This window comes from Enterobacter oligotrophicus, assembly GCF_009176645.1.
Taxonomy (GTDB): domain Bacteria; phylum Pseudomonadota; class Gammaproteobacteria; order Enterobacterales; family Enterobacteriaceae; genus Enterobacter; species Enterobacter oligotrophicus.
In genome coordinates, this window is the sequence record NZ_AP019007.1 from 1782567 (window position 1) to 1804977 (window position 22411).

Here is a 22411-nt window from a genome sequence, read left to right on the forward strand (position 1 = left end):
TCACACCTTCTCTCTGACCGGTGCTGGCGTGGCGTAAGGCACATCCGTGTTGCCATAGCGACGCACACGAACGTTGGCCTGCTCAGCGTGTCCGGCAAATCCTTCCAGCAGCGAAAGGCGTGAACAGTAGCTGCCAATTTCAGCCGTGGCTTCGTCGCTCAGTACCTTTTGCCAGGTGCACGTCTTCATAAATTTGCCAACCCACAGGCCGCCGGTGTAACGCGCAGCTTTCTGCGTAGGCAGCGTATGGTTAGTGCCAATCACCTTATCGCCATACGCTACGTTGGTGCGTGGGCCAAGGAACAGCGCACCGTAGTTGGTCATATTGGCGAGGAACCAGTCGTCACGTTCAGTCATCACCTGTACGTGTTCAGAGGCGATACGATCGGCCTCTTTCAGCATCTCTTCGTAGCTTTCGCAGACGATCACTTCTCCGTAATCTTCCCAGGCGCGACGGGCGATATCTGCGGTAGGTAGTTTTTCCAGCAGCCGTTCAACTTCTGCCATCGTCTCTCTGGCGAGCTTCTCTGAATTGGTCAGCAAAATGGCAGGTGTGGTTACGCCGTGTTCTGCCTGCCCGAGGAGGTCGGTGGCGCACATTTCTGCATCGACGCTCTCATCGGCAATCACCAACGTTTCAGTCGGCCCGGCAAACAGGTCAATACCAACCCGGCCAAATAGCTGGCGTTTTGCCTCCGCCACGAAAGCGTTGCCCGGCCCTACCAGCATATCTACCGGAGCCAGCGTGTCGGTGCCGAGTGCCATCGCGCCGATAGCCTGGATGCCCCCCAAAGCATAAATTTCCGTTGCCCCTGCCATCTTCTGGGCGGCAACGATCGCCGGTGCTGGCTGGCCGTTAAAGGGCGGTGCGCAGCTGATAATGCGCGAACAACCCGCGACGTTAGCCGTGATAATCGACATATGCGCTGACGCCAGCAGCGGATATTTGCCCCCCGGCACATAGCACCCGACGGCGTTAATCGGGATATTCTTGTGACCGAGAATAACGCCAGGACGCGTCTCGACTTCCAAATCCAGCAGGCAGGCTTTTTGTTTGCGGGCGAAATTAAAAACCTGCTCCTGGGCAAATTCAATATCCGCAATATCCTGACGACTTAGCTGGCGCATGCAGCTATTAATTTCGGCATCGCTCAGGCGATAATCCTGACGATCGTAGTTATCGAATTTAATCGCTAATTCGCGAATGGCTTTATTCCCGCGCGCTTCAATATCAGCAAGAATAAGTTCAACCGTTTCTCTTATTTGCCGCTGGGCTTCCTGACGTTCCTGCACAGGTTTACTGGTTTTTAGAACATAGGCCATGATGTACTCCTTTCAAAATGAGAATGAGAGATCCCCTCCCGGTGAACCAGGATGGAGTGCTTACCTGAAAAAATTACTGGTCGCGAGCGGAGGCGAGTTGCCCGTTCGCGGATAAATCAGATGAAGAATTTATCTGCCGGTTATTAACCCAACGCACGGACAGCGGCGTAATAATGACGGCAACAACGGAAAGCGCGGCAATAAACAGATAGCCGGACGCCAGATTAATATGTTGCAGCATGACGCCCATAATTACCGGACCGATAAACATGCCCAGTGAATAGATAGTCTGGAAAAGTCCCATGCGGGTGGATTGTTCATCCGAGGTCGTGTTAACCACGCTGAGAGACATAAACGCGGCAAAGGCCATGCCGAACGAGAAACCGGCCAGCGCCTGCAGGGCGTAAATCAGGTACATGTTGTCGGTAAAAGGGATGCCGAGGGTAGAAACCACCTGCAAAACGATGCCCACGACAGCCGTTTTCATCACGCCCAGACGCTTATAAAACACTGCACTGCACAGGGCGATAGCAAGCGCATAGAAGATCAGATGAATATTGCTTAACAGCGACAGGATGCCCGCTCTGGCACCGAGTTGCTCGGCGTAAATGGGAGTCAGGGTATCGCGGGTGGCAAACGGTACAAGGATAACAATGGTGGCTAAAATGCCGATCATCCATACCGAGCGGTCGCACAGTTGTTTACGCGCCCCGGCGATACACGCCTGCAGCGTGGGGGCCTGCACCGGGTCGTGGACATCGCTAATACGGGTGGTAAGAATCAGCGCCAGCAATCCGGAAACGCAGGAAAGCAAAAATGCGATATTGTTCTCAAAATAGTGAATTAATAAACCACCTACGCAGTTACCAATAAAAACGCCCACCGGGCCTGCCAGTGCCAGCAGCGCTACAGCAGCCGGAGCTTCCTTGCGGTCAAAGTAACGGATAAACAGGATGTTATACAAAACCCACGTGGCGGCGGTGACGCCATCTGCTGCTTTCGCCAGATACAGCGTGACCGCATTCGGTTCCAGCCAGGCCAAAGGCCAGGTAAAAATGGGTAGCATCAGGCTGATTTGAATAAAGATTTTCCGGCTTTTTACCACATCAGAAATAATCCCCAGGGGGAAACGGATGAGCAGCGTAGCCAGACCGCTGGCCCCCATAATGATTCCCATCACCTGTGGCTCAATGCCCTGGTCAAGCATCATAGGTGCAAGAAACGCGTCAATACTATGAATGCAAATGAAAAACAGGATACTGATGATGAAAAAAAGCCGGGCTTCAGGTCGGCGGAGTAGTGCTCGAAACATGGTTTGAACCTCTGATAATTAATGGTTTTGAACCAATCAAGAACGGCATTTACCGGCTCTTCCCTCTGTTCGTTGCTCCATTTGCCCGGTATCGTTGACGGCATAAATCACGCATGAATACGTATTCAAGAATTGAAGTTACGAAAAGGTTTCAATTTTGTAAAGTGACCTAATTAACATTGTGAGAAAATTAATTTTGCTTGTTGCATACGCATGCAAAGATGGTGTAAGTATAAAAAACACCCTCTTTCTGACGGCGTTGTTACGGCGTTGGGAAGAGTCCAGGATGAGGAACCGGGGTAATGAAACGTAAGAGTTTTGCGGCGGTCACGTCGCAGCAGGTGGCGCAACTGGCAGGCGTATCGCAGTCGGCGGTATCACGGAGCTTTACGCCTGGGGCGAGTATCTCCCCGGCAACCCGTGAAAAAGTGCTGAAAGCGGCACGGGAGCTTGGCTATCGACCAAACGCGATTGCCCGCTCTCTCAATACCGCCCGGTCGCGCATCATCGGCGTGGTGATTTCCTATTTCGATAACCAGTTCTATCCGCAGGTTCTGGAAGCGCTGGCGCAAAAACTGGACACTCTCAATTACCACCTGCTGCTGTTTGTGGGCGACAAAGATGGAAACGTGGACAGGATTTTCGATCAGATCATGCAGTACCGGGTGGACGGCATCGTGCTGGCCTCGGTTACGCTTTCGCTGGATCTCTCCGGCGAATGTCTGGCTGCGGGGATACCGGTTGTTCTGTTTAACCGCAGCCAGGAAAACGGTATGGCCTCCAGTGTTAACAGCAATAATGAAGCGGCGGCACGGCAAATCGCTGAATTCCTGATGGCGGGTGAACACCAGCGTTACGCCTATGTGGGCGGCGTGGCCGATTCGTCGGTGAACATCGCCCGTCAGCGTGGCTTTCTGGCCGCATTACAGGAACAGGGAATAAACGACGTCAGAGTGGTTAACGGTGACTATGACACCAGGCAGACCATCCGCGCGGCCTATACCCTCTTTTCAACCCCGCCAGTGCCGGATGCTATTTTTGTGGCTAACGACCACATGGCGTTAACGGTGATGGACGTCGCGCGCTACGAGTTCGGCCTGCAAATTCCTCAGGATGTGTCGGTCATTGGCTATGACGATACCGGCCCGTCAGGCTGGCCTTCTTATGCATTGACCTCTGTGTCACAGCCTGTAAAGGAGATGGTGGAAGCGGCGGTCGAACTGCTGATGAAGCAAATTGAGAGCGACACCATTGAGCCTGAGCAGATTACCGTGCCGGGTCAACTGGTGGTGCGACACTCCGCCCGACGGCCACACAGCGGCGTCATTGAAAAAGAGGGTGTATCCCTGTTTCAGCCTCAGGAGGTTAAATGAGCAGATTGCCCGGTTTCAGCCCCCAGTTTGACTCCATTCAGCAGTTTATTACCACGCTGACCCACGTTGTCTGGGAGCAGAAAGATATTGGTCAGCTGGCCGATTTTTATGCCACACCGGTGGTATTTATTACTCCGGAAAAACAGCTGACCGACCTTTCACAGTTTATGCGCCATACCCTGGAGGCGATGTACAGCTTCCCGCAGCGCAGCGTGCTGACGGAGGACATTCTCTGTACCGAAGCGCCAGGAGGTGAGTATTACACCTCTCAGCGGACAATGGCGTCGATTCGCCATCAGGGCGAGGGCTTTTTTGGTGCGCCGACGGGCAAGAGCGTCTGGGTGCGCACCTGGGCGGATCGTATTTGCGCCGATGGCGCGATACGTCAGGAGTGGTTGCTGCAGGACAGAGCCGCAATTGTTGCGCAGTTGGGGCTGGATGTGCGTGAATTTGCCCGCAGTCTGGGCAACGCCCGTGAGCAACTGGGGCTGGAAAACAGCCCGGCAGACGTACTGCACGCGCGCTGGGCGGGCGGCCCTGAAGGGGATGATGTTGAAGGCCCTATTGCAGGCGTGATTGAACGCTATCTGACCATGTGGGCGGGTGGTAACAGCGGTACTGTGCCCGGTTTGTACCATCCGGCCGCCACGTTATATGCGCCAGGCCACTGCATGGGCACCGGCGAGGCCGAAATCAGTGCTCTGCTCTCTGGATACCGTGCCTCGTTCGCCGACAGCGAAACCCAGCTTCACCATTTAATTGTGCGCAAAGATGCCAATGAGCCGGTGCGCATCTCGCTGCGCTGGTCACTTTTAACCTGGCATGACGGTTATGGAAAATTTGGCGCGCCGACGCGTAAACCTGTTTCTATTTCGGGTATTAGTCAGCTTGAATTGCGCGACGGTTTAATTATTCGTGAATATCTCGGAATAGATGAATTAGCGATATGGTCGCAAATCGTTAATCCGTAAATAATTATCATAAAATCCCTGCCGCAATAGTTATTGCGGCAAAGACTTCACTCATTTATTTGGGTGCAGGTTTCTTATTGTCTGAATAATAGTGAACATCAATGCAGGAGGTCCTATGTCTTCAACTGAAGTAACAAATAAAGCTCCAGCCGTACCCGAAAAAAATAACAGTAAAATTCAGCGTGACGAACCGGTATTACAGGTTGAACGCCGCGACTTTATTGATCTCGTTCCGGAGAAACGCCCTCGCGCGCAATCATTAAGAGGCTTCGATGAGTGTTATACGGATATTGTCGATTATATCGTGCGCTGCACCCATAAAATATGGGACGAACGTGACGTTGGTTTAATTTATACCCACTATACCCATAACTGCGTGCTGTATAACGCACTGGGCACACTGTATACCCGTGAAGAAGTGGTGCAGGACACCCTGAAACGCCTGGTAGCCTTCCCTGAGCGCCGGGGCATGGCGACGCAGGTTATCTGGAACGGCAATGACGTCGATGGTTTCTATACCTCTCACCTGGTAACGGGGACGGGGCGTCATACCCAGTTCAGCCATCTCGGCCAGCCCACGAACCGCACGTTTGTCACGCGCACCGTGGCCGACTGCATGATCCACGAGAACAAGATTTACCGCGAGTGGGTAGTGAGTGACAACATGTCCCTGATGAAACAACTGGGGCTAAACACCGATGACATCGCCTTCAACATGGCGAAAGAGCAATTTGATAAAGGCTTCCGCGTCACCGACATCGGTGAGAATGGCCGCATGCTGGGGCAGTATCCACCGGAGATAGAGTGCGACATCTCGATCGCCCATACCGATACCGAAGAGCAGTGCCTGCGCTGGATGCACGAAATTTATAACCGTCGGATGTTAGGCAAGATTAAAGAGGTCTACGCGCCCAACGTGCAGTACCACGGCCCGCTGATGAAAGAGCTTTACGGCGTAGCATCGGTGACGCACCAGACCCTGGCACTTATTGGCATGATCCCGGACGGCGCATGGCTCCCGCAGCATATCTGCTCTAACCCGTGCGATGAGGGCGGCGTGAAAGTGGCGATCCGTTGGATCATGGAAGGCCACCACCTGGGCTATGGCGAGCTGGGCAAACCCACAGGCGAGCGTCTGTTCGTTATGGGCATGTCCCATTACCACATTGTGAACGGCAAAATTGTTGATGAGTGGGTCGTTTACGATCACCTGGCGCTGCTGGCGCAGATCAAACTTGGTCAGATGGAGAATGCATAATGTCAGAGTCGATTGTTAATCAGGTTCGCTGGGTTAAACGCCCGCAGGGCCAGGATGAGAAAGCAGACCGTTCCCTGAGCGATACCGTCAGCACGATTATTGCGCGGGTGAAACAGGAAGGGGATGCGGCGCTGAGGGATTTTTCACAACGTTTCGATAAAGTCGTGCCATCGCAGTTTGAAGTGACGGCCGAAGAGATTGAACAGGCGCTGGCTGGCATGGACCCGCAGACCCGTCGCGATAGCGAATTCGCCATTTCTCAGGTGCGCCGTTTTGCTCAGGCTCAGTTCGCCACCATGCTGCCGCTGGAAGTGGAAACTCTGCCCGGCGTGCATCTTGGGCATCGCATTATTCCGGTTCAGACCGTGGGCTGCTACGTGCCGGGCGGGCGCTACCCTATCCTTTCCGCCCCGGTAATGTCGATTGTGCCTGCCACCGTTGCGGGTTGCGAACAGATTATCGCCTGCCTGCCACCGGGCGCGCATCCGGCGATGATCGCCGTCTGTCACCTGGCCGGGGCGCACCGCATCTTTAAAGTGGGCGGCGCGCAAGCCATTGCCGCCATGGCGTGGGGGACTGAAAGTATTCCGGCGGTGGATAAAATCGTCGGTCCTGGCAACGCTTATGTAAACGAGGCGAAGCGCCAGGTCTTTGGTAAAGTGGGTATTGATGCCCTTGCCGGGCCGAGTGAGATCTTCACCGTTGCTGACGATTCTGCCGATCCGCGTATTCTGGCCGCCGATCTGCTGGCGCAGGCGGAGCACGACATTCATACCCGCGTCGGGCTGGCGACCACCAGCGACGCGATCGCAACACGCACTCTCGCTGAGATCGAACGCCAGCTAGGCAACCTGCCCACCGCCGCGACAGCGGGTGAAGCCTGGCATCGTCAGGGCGAAATCGTGGTGTGCGACAACGAAGATCACCTGATCGCCTTCGCTGATTATATGGCAACCGAACATTTACAGGTTCATACCCGCGATCCGCACGCTACTGCTGCCAAGATCCGCAACTACGGTTCACTGTTTATCGGACAAAACGCCAGCGTCGTCTTTTCGGACAAATGCTGCGGAACAAACCACACGCTACCCACAATGGCGGCAGCGCGCTATACCGGCGGGTTGTGGGTTGGCGCATATGTCAAAGTATGCACCCATCAGTGGATTGACGAGCAGGGAATTCCGGCCATCGCGGAACCGGCTATTCGCCAGAGCCGTACCGAGGGAATGCAGGGGCACCGCCGTGCGGCAGAAATTCGCCTCCGCCCGCAGGATATTGATGCCATTACCGCAGGCACGCGGGATTAAGGTAACAGAGGCAGGCGGAATAGCCTGCCACACTCTTCTCTTCAGGAACTCACGCGATGCGTCTTATTCCACCCCAGGATTGTTGCGAGGAGATGGCCCGACGTCTGCAGGCCATTGATGAACACCAGCATCTAAATGCCATTCTTGGTGTCAATAGCGATGCGATGGCACAGGCTGAACGTTATCAGCAGCTTCGCCGTCAAAATAGTTTAATGGGGCCATTGCACGGCATCCCGCTGATTGTGAAGGACAACATCGCCTGTGCTTCTTTGCCGATCACACTCGGCTGCAAAGGGCTGGCATCGGTAAAAGCGGTATCTGATGCACGGGTCATCCAGCGCCTGCGGGCAGCAGGGGCGATTATTCTGGCAAGAGCAAATATGTCTGAGTTCGCCTTTGACGTTCGTTCCCGTAGCTCGCTGGGCGGCGATGTGCGCAATCCGTTACAACCTGCCGTTACGGCGGGCGGCTCAAGCGGCGGTAGCGCTGCTGCCGTCGCTGCCGGTATGGCAGACGGTGCCCTGGGTACGGATACCGGCGGTTCGATTCGTATTCCCTGCAGTTATACCGGTCTCGTCGGATTACGGCCTGCGTTTCGGCGTGAGATGCTTGAGGGCGTTGCCCCTTTATCCCTGAGTAAAGATACCGTTGGCCCGATGGTACACACCGTGCGCGATGCCGCTCTCTTACACGCAATCATGCACGGCGAGCGGCCCGTTGAGCCGGAGGCACTGCCGCTTAAAGGGAAACGGTTCGGGGTCATTACCGCTCTGGAGGGGGACGATCCGGCTCAGCTCGGCGTATGGTCTGAGGCGCTGGATCGCCTGCGGTTAGCCGGTGCGACGATGATTAATGTGCCTTTGCCGATTCTGACCGAAGTGGAATCTCAGATGTGCCTGAGTCTTTACGAATTCCATACCGGGATCAACGCCTGGCTCGCAGCCCAGCAGAACGCTCCGGCCAGCCTGCGGGAGGTGGTCACCTCTGGACAATGCTTATCTGAATTTTTACCGCTGCTGGAGCAGATGCTATCGTTTAGCCACCTGAAAACACCGCAGTGGTTTAACGGACGTCGTTTTCAGCGTCGTCTGTATCGTGAGTTGAGCGGTACAGCCGAACAGTATCGCATCGATGCTTTTCTCTACCCCACCGCCAAACGCCGCCCCGCGGACCTGAATAAAATGCCCCCTGGCTGTGCACCTGAACTCGCAGCAATAAGCGGTCTGCCAGCAATCACCTTACCGTACCGCCTGAATCATGCCGGTTTACCTGTGGGGATAGAGATATTATCGAAGACACGTAATGAGCAGTTCTTACTCTCATTAGCTCTGGGTTGTGAAAATGCGCTTGGCGAAGATGACGCTTGCCCGCCCCTTCACAAACCGTAAAAAACTAAAGAAATCCCCCATCGCGCCGATCATCATCCGTGTGTATTATTTCCTGTAGCGTCTGTAACAACTAACCTTAACTCAAATACTTAAGCGCCAAAGCGAAAGGCATCATGAGCACACCGATCAAACGGCTAGAAATCATTAAAAATGCGATTGAACTGGAAGATGACGATATCATCCAGAGCCAGCTGACACGGCTGAAAAAGGAAGCGTTTGACGATGAGCTACAGGCAATCGTCGTGGCGCTTGAGCAGAAAAACTACACCGCCGCCATTGCGGCCATCACTGCCTGGCTGCAGGGCCAGCGCGCTATCACTCAGTGGCGCGATCCGCAGGTGGCCGCCAGCAAGCTGGAGCTTAAAGCACTGGAAGAACGCCTGCGCGATCTGATTGACCGCCGCAACGCCCGCGTGCAGCAGCTTGATGAGTTCAACGATCTCTATTTCTCCCGGCTCGGGCCGCTTATGCAGCAGATCCTCGCCCTGCGTAAAACGCTGGCGGAGCTAAACCTGCGTCGCCAGCAGGCGGAGGCGCGTCGTCGTGAAGAGGATTATCGTCGCTGTCAGCGCTACATGGCGCAGGCGGTGGAGGTGCTGGCGACGCTCACCCAACGCTGGCGCGACCAACCTGCCGATTCCGTACAGGCTGCCGAGGCGCGCAAGCACCTGCAGCAGCAAAGCAACCTGATTGCCAACCTGCTGGCTGAAGCCCTGGAACTTGAGCGCGGGTTAACGCGCGAAGAGGAGCCTGCACGCCAGGCGCGCGACGAGGCCAATGAAGAGTACGAGAAATACCGCGAACAGCATCACGATGCTGAAATTCGTCTGCGCAAAGGGAAAAATCTTTCGCAGGAAGATCAGAACGAGCTAAAACGGCTCTGGCGTCAGGCAAGCAAACTGTGCCACCCGGACCTGGTCGCAGATGATCTAAAAGAAGAAGCCAACACGATGATGGTGCAGCTTAACCAGGCCAAACAGCGCGGTGACGTGAAAGCCATTCGCTCGCTGGTGGCGCGTCTGCAGCAGGGCTTTGAGCCATTGATGGCAAGCGACAGGCTGAACGATCTGGAGCGTATCCGCAAAAAGATGGCACAGGTCCGCGAGCAAATCGACACCTTAGTGAACGAGCTGGCGGAGCTGGAGAAAGAAGAGTCCTGGCTGCTGGTTTCGTCGCTCAGCAATATGGAAGCGTACTTTGCTCAGCAGGAGAAGGCGCTGAAAGAGGTTTGCGCCTCGCTCGAACATCAGGTAAGCGAAGCGCAGATGGATTCGGCTGCGTAGTTATTTAGCGTGCCAGTATGCGCTGGCACGCACCAGTTGCTGATCAATCGCGTCGGTTTCAAACTGGCGGCTCAGGTTTCTCACCACTTTCCCTTCCCCAGTCAGCCAGATGAAGTAATCTTCCGACGGCACGGTCAACGCCGCCAGGTGGTCAGCCACCTTCTGCTCGCTGTGGCCCACAATCCAGGTGATGTTGAAGTCACTCAGATGCGCCAGATAGTCCTTATAAGATTCATCACCTACGGTTACCACCGCATGGATCGCCGGGCGTACCGTCAGTTTTGCGATGCCTTCTAAACGGCGGCGCAGTGCGGGCATCCCGGACTCATCGCAGACATACAACTGCCAGGCGTAATCTTCCGGCACCACCAGCGAACCACGCGGGCCGCCGATAGTCAGCTTGTCACCGGGTTTCGCCTCAACCGCCCAGTTGCTGGCGACACCGCCGTCATGAACGAAGAAATCGAGCACCAGCTCATGGTTTACCTCATCATACAGCGGCGTATAGTCACGCGCCTGCGGGCGTACACCGTCGCCCCAGTCGATGCCATCATCGGTCACCACCGGTGGCACAAAGGCTGTGCCCGGTGCCGGGAAAAAGACTTTGGTGTGGTCGTCAAAACCGCGGGAGGTAAAACCGTCCAGCGCCTCGCCGCCCAGAACAATGCGCTGGAAGCCAGCACTTACACGCGCAACGCGGAGCACGTTTAGCTCGCGAAAGCGCAGGTCATTACGGACACGTTGCGGATAACGGGTGGATGTCATTTTTATGCCCTTCTCAGGTGAATACGATATATCGAAATCAATTTTAAATGATAATGATTGCTAATAAGCAAGAATGCAAGATTTCTTAGATTGCATCTTAATATATCTTAGATATAGTTTAGATATATCAAATTGAGGGGCATACCATGCGACATGAACACGAGGGCGGCGGACGCCGACCGCGATTTTTTGGTCACGGCGATCTGCGGCTGGTGATCCTGGATATCCTGACCCGCAACGCCAGTCACGGTTACGAACTGATCAAAGAGATTGAGAACATGACGCAGGGGAATTACACCCCAAGTCCGGGTGTTATCTACCCGACGCTCGATTTTTTGCAGGATCAGACGTTTATCACCATGACGGAAGAAGAAAGTGGCCGCAAGAAAATTGCGATCACCGTAGCAGGGCAACAGTGGCTTGATGAAAACCAGGAACAGCTTGAGAACATTCAGGTACGTATCAAAGCGCGCTGCGTCGGCTTCCAGCTACGCAAAAACCCGCAGATGAAGCGGGCGCTGGATAACTTTAAAGCCGTTTTAGACCTGAAGGTGAATCAGGGAGAACTCAGCGATGTGCAGCTTAAGCAGATCATCGGCGTGATCGACCGCGCGTCGCTGGAGATCTCCCAGCTGGATTAAGCCGGTGCGTGTTCGCTCACGCGGAAGACGCGAACCAGCTCTTTCAGGTGCATCGCCTGCTCATTCAGCGATGCCGCCGCTGCCACAGACTCCTCCACCAGCGCGGAGTTCTGTTGTGTGGTGGCGTCAATCAGGCCAATTGCGCTGTTAATTTGCGAGATACCTTCCGTCTGCTCATGGCTGGCCTGGCGGATCTCACGCAGGATCACATCCATCTCCTCGACGTTACCGACCATGCCGTTGATCAAGCCGCTGGCCTTCTCTACCAGATTCATCCCGTCCTGAGTCTGGCTGGTGGAGCTTTCAATGAGCTGGCGAATTTCACTGGCTGAGGAGGCGCTTTTCTGCGCCAGCTGGCGCACTTCCCCCGCAACAACCGCAAAACCACGGCCATGCTCACCGGCACGTGCCGCTTCTACGGCGGCATTCAGCGCCAGGATGTTAGTCTGGAAGGCAATGGCGTCGATCAGGTCGATAATGTCGGACATCCGGTTTGAGGTGTCATTAATCAGGCGCATTTTGCTGGTCACCTGCTTCATCATCTCGCCGTTGTTTTTCACCACCGCAGCCGCGTCGGCAGAAAGGTTCGTCGCTTCCCCGGTATGAGACGCGGTGTTTTTCACCGTCGCAGTGATCTGCTCCATCGACGCCGCCGTCTGCTCAACAGAACTGGCCTGCTCCTCCGTGCGTGCCGCCAGATCCTGGTTCCCCGCTACGATCTGCGCGGCCGCGCTGGAGATATTCTCCGACCCGGTCTGCACCTGCTGCACAATCTCCAGCAGACGAGTTTTCATCTCCATCAGCGCGGAGAGCAGCAGACCGGTTTCATCTTTACCGTGTGACGCAATGCTGCCGGTCAGATCCCCTTCAGCAATGGCTTCAGCGAAGGTCACTGCTTTACCCAGCGGGCGGGTTATCGAGCGCACAATGAACCAGCCAATCAGGCTGCCCACCACAACGCTAAACAGCGTGATCAGGATCAGCAGCAGGCGTTGGGTTCTGAAATCGTCGTCCACCTGCGTGCCCGCACGTTGCATCTCGCTGTTTTGAATAGCGATTAACTCCTGTACCTTCGTCTTATAGGCCTGTTGCAGGCTGAGGGTGTTGGTCATCATCTCCTGGATGGCACCCGCACGATCGTTATTCTGCACCGCCTGCAAAATACGGTAACGCGAATCCAGATACTGCTGGCGCACGCTACGAATATCCGCCAAAACCTGCTGTGATTTGGCATCGTGCAGAGCATTATTCAGGCCGTCCAGCAGCACGGTAATGTGCTCACTGATCTCTTTCATACGCTGCTGCGACCGGGCGGTGTATGTCCCCTGCTCGTCCAGCAGCATGAGCTGCTGTGTGCTAATAAATTCCTGGAAGTTGTCGATTAGCTGGTTCGCTTTTACCGTGGTCGGATAACCGCTGGTAATGATGGATTGCATACCGTTGTTCGCACGGTTCAGGCTCAGCAGGGACAAACTCGCACTCGCCACCATCAGGACAATAAAGAATCCAAACGCCAGAAATAATTTCGTGCCGATCTTTACGTCATGTAAGAACATATTTACTCCATCAATGTGATTATTTCTCAGACGATCTTCGTTATCGGTAACCCAGGCGCTAACTTTATGACTTTGATCGTTTTTTTATTTCATAACCATCATAATGGATAGGTGCAGGCTATTAATTACGCCGTATCGATCGTTACGTGACCGCCAGAACAGGCGTATGTGAAATAGCGTCAGGAAAAACAGACTTAGGCAGGAATAAATAACCAGGCGGATTTTTTTAGTTATTTAATATTAATTTAACAATAACCAACCAAAATAATTACAACAAACAAAAAAGCCGTTTACTCTTTCTGGAGCAAACGGCTTTACTGGAACTTTACTGAATCAATGGAGAACGGTTACCGCATCTTCAAGCCGCCCGGCACGATGCTTCACCATCGACGAGATTTTCGCACTCTCTTCCACCAGGTCGGCATTTTTCTGCGTGATGCTGTCCAGTTCCGCCACGGCACGGGTGAGTTCCGACAGGCCGGTCGCCTGTTCTGAAGTCGAGTGGCTGATCTGCGCGATAAGCTGAGTCACATTTTTCACCTGCTCAACGATATCGTCCATCGTGCGGCCTGCGGCATGCACCTGATCGGAGCCAGATTGTACCTTGCTGGCGCTGGCATCAATCAGTTTACGAATATCGTTAGCCGCATTCGCGCTGCGGCTGGCGAGATGACGCACCTCCCCTGCCACCACCGCAAACCCTTTGCCCTGCTCACCCGCGCGTGCCGCTTCTACGGCGGCATTCAGCGCCAGGATATTGGTCTGGAAAGCAATATCGTTAATGAGCGAGGTAATCGAGCCAATCCGCTGGGTGCTGTCGGCAATGTCATCCATCGTTTTGACTACGGTCTGCATCGCATTACCGCCTTTGGTCGCTGCGCTGCTGGCAGCCACGGAGAGCTTGTCCACTTCAGCAGCCGTCTCTGAGTTGCTTTGTACCGACGCCGCCATCTGGTTCATCGTCGCCACGGTTTGCTGCACGTTGGCGACGGTTTGGCGCGTGCGATCATTGAGATCTTCATTACCCTGCGCCAGCTTGTCACTGCCATCGCGCACGCTCACAACCTGGCTGGATACGTCATTGATCAGCCAGCGACACATCAGCCCTAACTGCCCAACCGCGCGCAGGGTCAGCCCCAGTTCGTCGCTGCGGTTCAGGTGCTGCACGCTGTTGCGCTCACCGGTGGCGACCCGCAGTGCCTGACGCGCTACGTTTTCCACCGGGCGGACAATCTGCTGTTCAAAGAGCACGGTCCCCAGCAGCATCACCACGGCTGTCGCCACCAGTGAAACCCAGCCGGCAGAGGTGGCTATCAGCGTGGCGGCCAGCGCAGCAAACAGTACCGCCATCACGCTGCGCACACGCCAGCGCAACGGCATCGCCGGTAACTTCCCGAGCCAGCCCTGACGCACCACCAGCCCTTTATGGATACGTTTTTTACAGCGCCCTTCATTCAGTGCCTTATAGAGCGGCTCCACGGCGGCAATCTCTTCGGCCGTCGCTTTCGTGCGGATCGACATATAACCTGTCGCCTGACCATTACGCACCATCGGCACCGCGTTCGCGCGCACCCAGTAGTGGTCGCCATTTTTACGCCGGTTTTTGACAATCCCGCTCCACGGCTCCCCCTTTTGCAGCGTGTACCACATATCGGCAAAGGCCGCTTTCGGCATATCCGGGTGGCGCACCAGATTGTGCGGCTGCCCCAGCAGTTCCGTGAGCGAGTACCCGCTCACCTGCACAAAGGTGTCGTTGGCGTGGGTCAGGTAACTGTGGAGGTCGGTGGTCGACATTAAGGTGGTGTCATCGTCCAGAGGGTATTCATTCCGGGTGACATAAGAAGGAGAGGACATGATGGGCATCCCTTGCAGGTTATTTGAATGTTAATTTTGTGGTTTATTGTTTTTCGGCGGTAACGAATTTATCTTTAGTTGTTAAATATGATTGAGATCGCAAATTTCAGTTAAACCGCACTTTTTGCGCGCCTTTCTAATTAATTGATTTAAAATACTTTCGCTAAGAAATTACCTGGAAAGTATGATCGGTTAACGCCCACTAAAGAAGCATCCTTCGCACCACACCAGTGCAATTGACGAACTGCGTTGCAGAACCTCTCCCCGCCTCCCTGCGCCTTCATCCCGTTTGGCTTGTATCGGCATGATTAAATTTTGCGCAACATTAATTTAACCTGGCGTTTATCCCGATTTTCGTTAAGTCATCTGAAGTGGCGTAATCCCTGCAATACTTAACTCAGTATCATGTGATACGCGATCCCAGGGAGCACATTTTGAACAGGTTACCTTCCAGCGCCTCGGCTCTTGCCTGTACCGCGCACGCACTGAATCTCATTGAAAAGCGAACGCTTGATCATGAGGAGATGAAACAACTTAACCGAGAGGTCATCGACTACTTTAAAGAGCATGTGAATCCGGGTTTTCTGGAGTATCGCAAATCTGTTACCGCCGGCGGGGATTACGGAGCCGTAGAGTGGCAAGCGGGAAGTCTTAATACGCTTGTCGACACCCAGGGACAGGAGTTTATCGATTGCCTGGGTGGTTTTGGTATCTTCAACGTGGGGCACCGTAATCCAGTAGTGGTTTCCGCCGTACAGAATCAACTTGCGAAACAACCTCTCCATAGCCAGGAACTGCTCGACCCGCTTCGCGCCATGCTCGCGAAAACGCTGGCGGCCTTAACCCCCGGCAAACTGAAATACAGCTTCTTTAGCAACAGCGGCACGGAATCGGTCGAAGCGGCGCTTAAGCTCGCCAAAGCGTACCAGTCGCCACGCGGGAAGTTCACCTTTATCGCTACCAGCGGTGCGTTCCACGGTAAATCGCTGGGCGCACTGTCAGCGACCGCCAAATCCACCTTCCGTAAACCGTTTATGCCGCTGCTGCCGGGCTTCCGCCACGTGCCGTTTGGTGACATCAACGCCATGCGCACCATGCTCAGCGAATGCCGTAAAACTGGCGATGATGTGGCAGCGGTGATCCTGGAGCCTGTCCAGGGTGAAGGTGGCGTGATCCTGCCTCCGCAGGGTTATCTGCCTGCTGTGCGTCAGCTTTGCGATGAGTTTGGTGCGCTGCTGATCTTCGACGAAGTACAGACCGGCATGGGCCGCACCGGCAAGATGTTTGCCTGCGAGCATGAGAACGTTCAGCCGGACATTCTCTGCCTGGCGAAAGCGCTCGGCGGCGGCGTGATGCCGATTGGTGCGACGGTCGCTACCGAGGAGGTATTCTCGGTGCTGTTCGACAACCCGTTCCTGCACACCACCACCTTTGGCGGTAACCCGCTGGCCTGTGCGGCTGCGCTGGCAACCATCAACGTGCTGCTGGAGCAAAACCTGCCTGCGCAGGCGGAGCAAAAAGGCGACATGCTGCTGGATGGCTTCCGTCAACTGGGACGGGAATACCCGGATCTGGTGCAGGATGCGCGCGGTAAAGGGATGCTGATGGCGATTGAGTTCGTTGATAATGAAATCGGCTATAACTTCGCGAGCGAGATGTTCCGCCAGCGGGTACTGGTGGCCGGAACGCTCAACAATTCAAAAACCATCCGTATTGAACCGCCGCTGACGCTGACCATTGAACAGTGTGAACAGGTGCTGAAAGCGGCGCGCAAAGCGCTGGCAGCGCTGCGGATAAGTGTGGAAGAAATGTGATAAAAGTCCTCCCTTTTGGGAGGGCTTTTTTACACCGCATATATGTTAAATTCCACTTTGCAATTAAAGATTCCACATTGAAATTTTATTTTCTGCGATCCCTGCGCATAATATTTTCCTGAATTTAATATTAATTATATCCCTCAGGATTCTGCTCAATAATAATCCACACATATTATTTCAGGCCCATTCTGCGCCAGAAAACCGGTAAATTCGATCAGTTAATGTGCAAATTCATTTTAAAAACTAATAAATTCTTATTTAAAATCCGTTTAAGTATTTCTAACCATAAAATATCCAGCAATAGATTGATATAATATTTTTCACCTCATAAAATATCTTTTCGAAACATCATGAGAATGTGCGAAACATACTGTGTTATATGAGCCGGTATATCAAGGACATTTAATCTAAGATATTACTTTCCTCTTAACGTTCGTAGTTTTAAATCTTGTTTCAATTTGACAGAAAACTGTTTATTAAAAGGATTTGTATGAAAAAGCATGTTTTAGCAATGGTTGTTGCTGCGGCAATGGCAAGCGGCGTAGCCGTGAATGCACAAGCTGAAAGCACAACAGTAAGCGGTGGAACCGTTAACTTCGTCGGTCAGGTTGTGAATGCCGCGTGTTCAGTCGCGGCTGACTCTGTCGACCAGACCGTTATTCTGAGCCAGGTTCGCACCGTGAAACTGACCGAAAAAGGAATGCTCGCAAATCAGAAAGAAGATTTCAACATCAAGCTGGAAGACTGCGACACTTCCGTGAGCCAGAACGCCGCCGTCATTTTCAACGCGCAGCAGGATGCAACCCAGCCGGGAGCGATGGCGAATACCGCGGGTGCGGGTTCCGCTCTGAACGTTGCTCTGCAACTGTTTGGACCTGACGGTAAAAATCTTGACCTGGGCACCACGTCCTCAGCCGTCGGTCTGATCAACGGTGAAAACATCATTCCACTGAGCGTTGACTACATCGCAACTGGCGCAGCAACGCCAGGTAACGTAGCGTCCACTGCCACCTTCCAGATGGTTTATTCCTGATCCGGATGCTGTTCCTCCTCCTTCGTACACCAGTGCGGAGGAGTCATTTTAATCCAGACATTTTTTACAGCGATTAAATACATAGGCTCTAACGGCATGTTTTATTCTATGTATTTAATTAAGTGATATATCAATGACACGAATTATACCATCAGCTTTTATAAATAAGCTGATTACAGGTTCTTTCTTATTTGCGATGACGGCGATAACCACCGCGTACGCGGGTGGTATAGGGCTTGGCGCAACGCGAATTATTTACCCGCAAGGCGATAAGCAGATCTCTTTGCCTGTGACGAATACGTCTGAAAGCAATGCTTTTCTGGTACAGTCCTGGGTTGCAAATGCGGATCAATCGAAGTCTACAGACTTTATCATTACCCCTCCGCTATTTGTGATGCATCCTAAAAAAGAGAACACCGTGCGAATTATGTACGTGGGCCCGGATTTGCCCACAGACAGGGAAAGCGTCTTTTTTTTCAACAGCAAAGCCATACCGTCAGTGGATAAAAGTAAATTGCAGGGAAATACGCTGCAGATTGCCACACAAAGCGTGATCAAGCTGTTTATTCGCCCCAAAAAGTTACCAACGCCTTCCATTGATGCGCCAAAAACCCTGCGTTGCCTGACGACGAACGGCAAGCTGACCATCAAAAACCCGTCGCCTTATTACGTATCACTTGTGCAGCTCAGAGTGGGAAGCACGACGTTAACAAATACCATGGTTGCGCCAATGAACAGCCTGGAGATTGCCGTTCCTGCGGGTAGCGGGGGTCAGGTCAATTTCCAGACGGTGAATGATTTTGGTGCTACTACCCCCGTTCAGTCATGCCCTGGAGCATAACTTTTCCGGAAAATAAAAGCATAGAGCGCGTTAAAGCAGGCTGAGAAAAATGAAGTATCGTAAGCAGAAGACAAAGCATGTCATTCATCATTTGGCTCCTCTCACATTGGCCATGCTGGGCGCGCTAACATCCATGAACGCAGGCGCGAATTATTATTTCAATCCGGCTTTCCTCTCAAGCGATCCTGCGGCAGTTGCTGATTTGTCACGTTTTAGTTCTTCCGGCCAGGCACCCGGCGTTTACCGGGTGGACGTGTGGCTGAATGACAATTTTTTAGCCACCCGCGACATAACTTTTAACGTCCGGAAAAGCGCAAAACCGTCGGATGATGATACGGGGCTGTCTCCCTGTTTGTCGCTGAAATCGCTTGATGCAATGGGGGTTAATGTTGATGCGTTGCCTGCCCTGAAGGAAGAAAACGCCAGCCATTGCGCCGATATTGCGTCCGCCATTCCTGCAGCCAGTACCCTTTTCGACTTTGAACGACAACGTCTGGATATCAGCATCCCGCAGGCTGCTCTGCGCAATAATGCGCGAGGTTACATCCCCCCTGAACAATGGGACGAAGGCATTAACGCTCTGATGCTGAATTATGACTTTACAGGCTCGCATAACCAAAACAGTGGCGATTATGGCTCGACCACGGATAACTATTTTCTCGGAATGAACAGTGGGATTAACCTGGGGCCCTGGCGGTTGCGGGATTATTCCACCTGGAACTACAGCAGCAGTGGCTCCAGTACCTATACCAACTGGGAGCACATTAAAACGTATGCTGAACGGGCGGTTATTCCCCTTAAAAGCAAGCTAACGATAGGCGAAAATTATACGACATCGGAAGTCTTTGATAGCCTGCCGTTTCGCGGCGTACAGATTAATTCTGATGACAATATGCTGCCGGATAGCATGAAGGGTTTTGCCCCGACTATTCGCGGTATCGCAAAATCCAATGCCCAGGTGACCATCAAGCAAAACGGTTACACCATTTATCAAAGCTATGTCCCGCCAGGGGCTTTTGCCATTAACGATCTTTATCCCACGTCCTCCAGCGGCGATTTAAACGTTGAGGTAAAAGAAGCTGACGGTACGATCAACAGCTATTCTGTGCCCTATTCTGCAGTCCCGGTTTTACAGCGAGAAGGCAGCGTAAAATACGCCGCGGCCGCAGCCCGCTATCGCAGCAGCAGTAGCCAGCAAGAGGACGTTAACTTTATTCAGGGAACGCTTATCTGGGGTTTACCTAAAGGATTTACCGTCTATGGCGGTACGCAACTGACGGAAAAATACGCCGCCTTTGCTTTGGGTTCAGGGGTTAACCTGGGCAACGTTGGCGCGGTGTCGGCCGATGTAACCAGTGCGCAAAGCGAACTGAGCGATGGTAGCTCACACAGCGGGCAATCAATACGTTTCTTATATGCAAAATCGTTAAATGGCATTGGAACAAATTTCCAGCTGTTAGGGTATCGCTACTCAACGTCGGGTTTTTATACGCTGGATGAAACGACCTACAAACAGATGAAAGGTTATATCGGCCAGGACGATCCCAATAACCGAACCGAAGACGATCGGCCAGTCTGGACGGATTATTACAATCTGTACTACACCAAACGCGGTAAACTCCAGGCGAATATATCCCAGCAATTTGGCAATGCCGGGTCGATTTTTCTCAACGGCAGCCAACAAACGTACTGGCATACCGATGAAAAAAACACACTTATCCAGCTAGGTTATAGCGGGATGGTGGCGGGTGTAAGTTATAACCTGACCTACAACTACAATAAAGCTCCCGGTATGAGCGGAAGCGATCGGATTTACGCCTTAACGCTCTCCTTCCCACTCAATGTATGGCTCCACCCAGGTGGAGATGTGACGAAACGTTTAAATAGCATCTATGCCACCTACGGCATGAGCACCGACAACGACGGCAGAGTGACCAATACTGCGGGCATCAACGGAACGCTGCTTGAAGATAACAACTTAAGTTATAGCGTTCAGCAGGGTTATCAGAATCAGCATACCGGTGCCAGCGGAAGCGCCAGTGCCGAGTACGACAGCGCTTACGGTAATGCGAACCTGGGATATAACTACAGCCATAACGGCGATTATCAACAGGTAAATTATGGACTGAGTGGCGGTATCGTCGCCCACCGTAATGGCATCACCTTAAGCCAGCCTTTGGGAGACACCAACGTCCTGATAGCGGCACCAGGGGCAAGCAACGTTAAAGTGGAAGATGGGCCGGGCATTCACACCGACTGGCGAGGCTATGCGGTCGTGCCCTATGCCAGCGCATACCATCGTAACCGCATGGCGCTGAACACCAACTCCCTGAGTGACGACCTGGACATCGATGAAGCCGTTACGCAAGTTATTCCAACCCAGGGCGCACTTGTACGCGCCACCTTCAAGGCCCGCTCCGGGAATCGTGCAATGATTTCATTAATTCATGATGGGCACCCTGTGCCGTTTGGTGCCATTGTCACGCGCAGTGACGAAGGTGGAGACACTATCGTGGGTGAAAATGGCGAAGCCTATCTGTCGGGACTGGGGACAACAGGCTCCCTGACGGTACAGTGGGGCGATACAAGCGATAAAAAATGTGTTGCTGCCTACACGCTAAGTGAAACAAAGCAGTCCCTCGAACGTTTAAAAGCGGAGTGCCGATAGGTGAAATTACGTATTATTCTTTTATTACTGGCTCTTGTAACGTCAGCGGAAAGTCTGGCTGCGGTTTGCCATAATTATTCAAATAGCATTACGGTTGTAAATTACGATTTGACAACGACGTTGACTAAAGAAGAAAACCAGTTGGGAAAGGCAGTTGAACTTGTAAAATCACAGGATGTGGGTGTGGAAGCCATATGTGCGAGACACCCTGATGGTGATTCTCGTACCTATCGTTCATACAAAAGTGCTTTTCCTGTTATCTTCACAGAAAATCAATGGCAATACATGAGCCTCGATCCAACCTATATCGCAGGTGCGATGCGTATTACCGATTCAGATATAGGGGATTATTATCCCCCTGCAGACTATGTTCATATGGGGAAAGACTGGAGGGTCGATCAAGAGGATATTGGCGAACCCTTCCCGGTATATGACTCCAACCTGGTGTTCAGGATAAAAATTGTCAAACCCTTTATTGGCACGGTCATTATCCCCAATAAGGTGATGTTCAATGTTTACATTACAACAGACAATACCGATCCACTGAATACTATTGTTTATCAAATAACCTACAACGGCGCTGTCACCGTACCACAAAACTGCGTCATTAATGCGGGGCAAATCATTACCGTTGACCTCGGGAAATTAAACAGTTCATCTTTCATTACCGCAGGGGAAAAACCGTATAACGCACCAGTGAAAACATTTAATGTTCCTGTTGAATGTAATGCCGATGTGATTTCACCCGCGCACCTCACGCTTCGGCTGGTCGCAACGGCAGACAGCCGCGTTAACCAGGCGCTTGCCACCGATAACAATGATGTTGGCGTCGTTGTTACGAATGATAAGGGCATGGTTATGATACCTAACGACGTTTCAAGCACGGCTGATTTTATCACCGACGATTCGGGCCATGCAGATATCACGTTAAAAACGTACCCGGTCAGTACAACAGGTAACGCCCCGGAAGAGGGTATTTTCACGGCGTTGGCTTGTTTACGTATCGATTTTGCGTAAGGGT

Annotated in this window: 17 protein-coding genes; 12 read left to right on the forward strand and 5 right to left on the reverse strand. The window is 52.9% G+C overall.

The features are described from left to right. Complete coding sequence (gene hisD / locus EoCCA6_RS08555) at window positions 1-1323, reverse strand: histidinol dehydrogenase (RefSeq protein ID WP_152082315.1); 1323 nt, start codon at window positions 1321-1323, stop codon at window positions 1-3. Between the two features lie 73 nt (window positions 1324-1396). Further along, complete coding sequence (locus EoCCA6_RS08560; RefSeq protein WP_152082316.1) at window positions 1397-2635, reverse strand: MFS transporter; 1239 nt, start codon at window positions 2633-2635, stop codon at window positions 1397-1399. A 302-nt stretch (window positions 2636-2937) separates the two neighbouring features. Between EoCCA6_RS08560 and EoCCA6_RS08565 the strand changes: the two genes are divergently transcribed. From EoCCA6_RS08565 to EoCCA6_RS08590, 6 genes are all read left to right on the forward strand, one after another. Then, window positions 2938-4008 (forward strand): LacI family DNA-binding transcriptional regulator, encoded by a 1071-nt coding sequence (locus tag EoCCA6_RS08565; RefSeq protein WP_152082317.1) that lies wholly within the window; start codon window positions 2938-2940, stop codon window positions 4006-4008. Then, a complete protein-coding gene (locus tag EoCCA6_RS08570; protein ID WP_152082318.1) occupies window positions 4005-4979 on the forward strand; it encodes a nuclear transport factor 2 family protein in 975 nt (324 codons plus the stop codon). The genes EoCCA6_RS08565 and EoCCA6_RS08570 overlap by 4 nt, the downstream gene beginning before the upstream one ends. A gap of 115 nt (window positions 4980-5094) precedes the next feature. Then, window positions 5095-6237: a nuclear transport factor 2 family protein gene (locus tag EoCCA6_RS08575; protein WP_152082319.1), complete on the forward strand. Its 1143-nt coding sequence runs from the start codon at window positions 5095-5097 to the stop codon at window positions 6235-6237. Next, the gene (gene hisD / locus EoCCA6_RS08580) at window positions 6237-7544 is read left to right on the forward strand and encodes a histidinol dehydrogenase (RefSeq protein WP_167515537.1); all 1308 of its coding nucleotides are present in this window, start codon (window positions 6237-6239) and stop codon (window positions 7542-7544) included. Before EoCCA6_RS08575 ends, hisD (EoCCA6_RS08580) begins: the two co-directional genes overlap by 1 nt. Window positions 7545-7636: 92 nt before the next feature. Then, on the forward strand, window positions 7637-8932 hold the full coding sequence (locus EoCCA6_RS08585) for an amidase (protein WP_232623273.1): 1296 nt from the start codon (window positions 7637-7639) through the stop codon (window positions 8930-8932). Window positions 8933-9045: 113 nt separating this feature from the next. Next, window positions 9046-10215: a coiled-coil domain-containing protein gene (locus EoCCA6_RS08590; protein WP_152082321.1), complete on the forward strand. Its 1170-nt coding sequence runs from the start codon at window positions 9046-9048 to the stop codon at window positions 10213-10215. Here EoCCA6_RS08590 and EoCCA6_RS08595 read toward each other — a convergent pair whose 3' ends face one another. Next, window positions 10216-10980 carry a siderophore-interacting protein gene (locus EoCCA6_RS08595; protein ID WP_152082322.1) on the reverse strand — a complete coding sequence of 255 codons (765 nt, stop codon included), beginning with the start codon at window positions 10978-10980 and terminating at the stop codon, window positions 10216-10218. 146 nt (window positions 10981-11126) lie between these two features. Between EoCCA6_RS08595 and EoCCA6_RS08600 the strand changes: the two genes are divergently transcribed. Next, complete coding sequence (locus EoCCA6_RS08600) at window positions 11127-11621, forward strand: PadR family transcriptional regulator (protein ID WP_152082323.1); 495 nt, start codon at window positions 11127-11129, stop codon at window positions 11619-11621. Here the strand turns inward: EoCCA6_RS08600 and EoCCA6_RS08605 are convergent. Then, complete coding sequence (locus tag EoCCA6_RS08605; RefSeq protein WP_152082324.1) at window positions 11618-13177, reverse strand: methyl-accepting chemotaxis protein; 1560 nt, start codon at window positions 13175-13177, stop codon at window positions 11618-11620. The two genes, EoCCA6_RS08600 and EoCCA6_RS08605, sit on opposite strands and share 4 nt — an antisense overlap. A gap of 333 nt (window positions 13178-13510) precedes the next feature. Further along, window positions 13511-15031, reverse strand: a complete 1521-nt coding sequence (locus tag EoCCA6_RS08610; protein WP_152082325.1) for a methyl-accepting chemotaxis protein — start codon at window positions 15029-15031, stop codon at window positions 13511-13513. A gap of 434 nt (window positions 15032-15465) precedes the next feature. On the opposite strand from EoCCA6_RS08610, the gene ygjG reads away from it, so the two are divergent. The 5 genes from ygjG to EoCCA6_RS08635 all read left to right on the forward strand — a co-directional run bounded on the left by ygjG (window position 15466) and on the right by EoCCA6_RS08635 (window position 22407). Then, window positions 15466-16845: a putrescine aminotransferase gene (ygjG, locus tag EoCCA6_RS08615; RefSeq protein ID WP_167515538.1), complete on the forward strand. Its 1380-nt coding sequence runs from the start codon at window positions 15466-15468 to the stop codon at window positions 16843-16845. 493 nt (window positions 16846-17338) lie between these two features. Then, window positions 17339-17881, forward strand: a complete 543-nt coding sequence (locus EoCCA6_RS08620) for a fimbrial protein BcfA (protein WP_152082327.1) — start codon at window positions 17339-17341, stop codon at window positions 17879-17881. A gap of 133 nt (window positions 17882-18014) precedes the next feature. Beyond that, window positions 18015-18722, forward strand: coding sequence for a fimbria/pilus periplasmic chaperone (locus tag EoCCA6_RS08625; RefSeq protein WP_152082328.1), 708 nt, complete (start codon window positions 18015-18017; stop codon window positions 18720-18722). A 49-nt stretch (window positions 18723-18771) separates the two neighbouring features. Next, window positions 18772-21390, forward strand: coding sequence for a fimbrial biogenesis usher protein (locus EoCCA6_RS08630; RefSeq protein WP_152082329.1), 2619 nt, complete (start codon window positions 18772-18774; stop codon window positions 21388-21390). Next, window positions 21391-22407, forward strand: coding sequence for a fimbrial protein (locus EoCCA6_RS08635; RefSeq protein WP_152082330.1), 1017 nt, complete (start codon window positions 21391-21393; stop codon window positions 22405-22407). Window positions 22408-22411 lie beyond the last annotated feature (4 nt).

Excerpts from the sequence above, each read along its gene's own strand:
- hisD (WP_152082315.1), bottom strand. The coding sequence starts at position 1,323 with ATGGCCTATGTTCTAAAAACCAGTAAACCTGTGCAGGAACGTCAGGAA.
- EoCCA6_RS08560 (WP_152082316.1), bottom strand. The coding sequence starts at position 2,635 with ATGTTTCGAGCACTACTCCGCCGACCTGAAGCCCGGCTTTTTTTCATC.
- EoCCA6_RS08565 (WP_152082317.1), top strand. The coding sequence starts at position 2,938 with ATGAAACGTAAGAGTTTTGCGGCGGTCACGTCGCAGCAGGTGGCGCAA.
- EoCCA6_RS08570 (WP_152082318.1), top strand. The coding sequence starts at position 4,005 with ATGAGCAGATTGCCCGGTTTCAGCCCCCAGTTTGACTCCATTCAGCAG.
- EoCCA6_RS08575 (WP_152082319.1), top strand. The coding sequence starts at position 5,095 with ATGTCTTCAACTGAAGTAACAAATAAAGCTCCAGCCGTACCCGAAAAA.
- hisD (WP_167515537.1), top strand. The coding sequence starts at position 6,237 with ATGTCAGAGTCGATTGTTAATCAGGTTCGCTGGGTTAAACGCCCGCAG.
- EoCCA6_RS08585 (WP_232623273.1), top strand. The coding sequence starts at position 7,637 with ATGGCCCGACGTCTGCAGGCCATTGATGAACACCAGCATCTAAATGCC.
- EoCCA6_RS08590 (WP_152082321.1), top strand. The coding sequence starts at position 9,046 with ATGAGCACACCGATCAAACGGCTAGAAATCATTAAAAATGCGATTGAA.
- EoCCA6_RS08595 (WP_152082322.1), bottom strand. The coding sequence starts at position 10,980 with ATGACATCCACCCGTTATCCGCAACGTGTCCGTAATGACCTGCGCTTT.
- EoCCA6_RS08600 (WP_152082323.1), top strand. The coding sequence starts at position 11,127 with ATGCGACATGAACACGAGGGCGGCGGACGCCGACCGCGATTTTTTGGT.
- EoCCA6_RS08605 (WP_152082324.1), bottom strand. The coding sequence starts at position 13,177 with ATGTTCTTACATGACGTAAAGATCGGCACGAAATTATTTCTGGCGTTT.
- EoCCA6_RS08610 (WP_152082325.1), bottom strand. The coding sequence starts at position 15,031 with ATGTCCTCTCCTTCTTATGTCACCCGGAATGAATACCCTCTGGACGAT.
- EoCCA6_RS08620 (WP_152082327.1), top strand. The coding sequence starts at position 17,339 with ATGAAAAAGCATGTTTTAGCAATGGTTGTTGCTGCGGCAATGGCAAGC.
- EoCCA6_RS08625 (WP_152082328.1), top strand. The coding sequence starts at position 18,015 with ATGACACGAATTATACCATCAGCTTTTATAAATAAGCTGATTACAGGT.
- EoCCA6_RS08630 (WP_152082329.1), top strand. The coding sequence starts at position 18,772 with ATGAAGTATCGTAAGCAGAAGACAAAGCATGTCATTCATCATTTGGCT.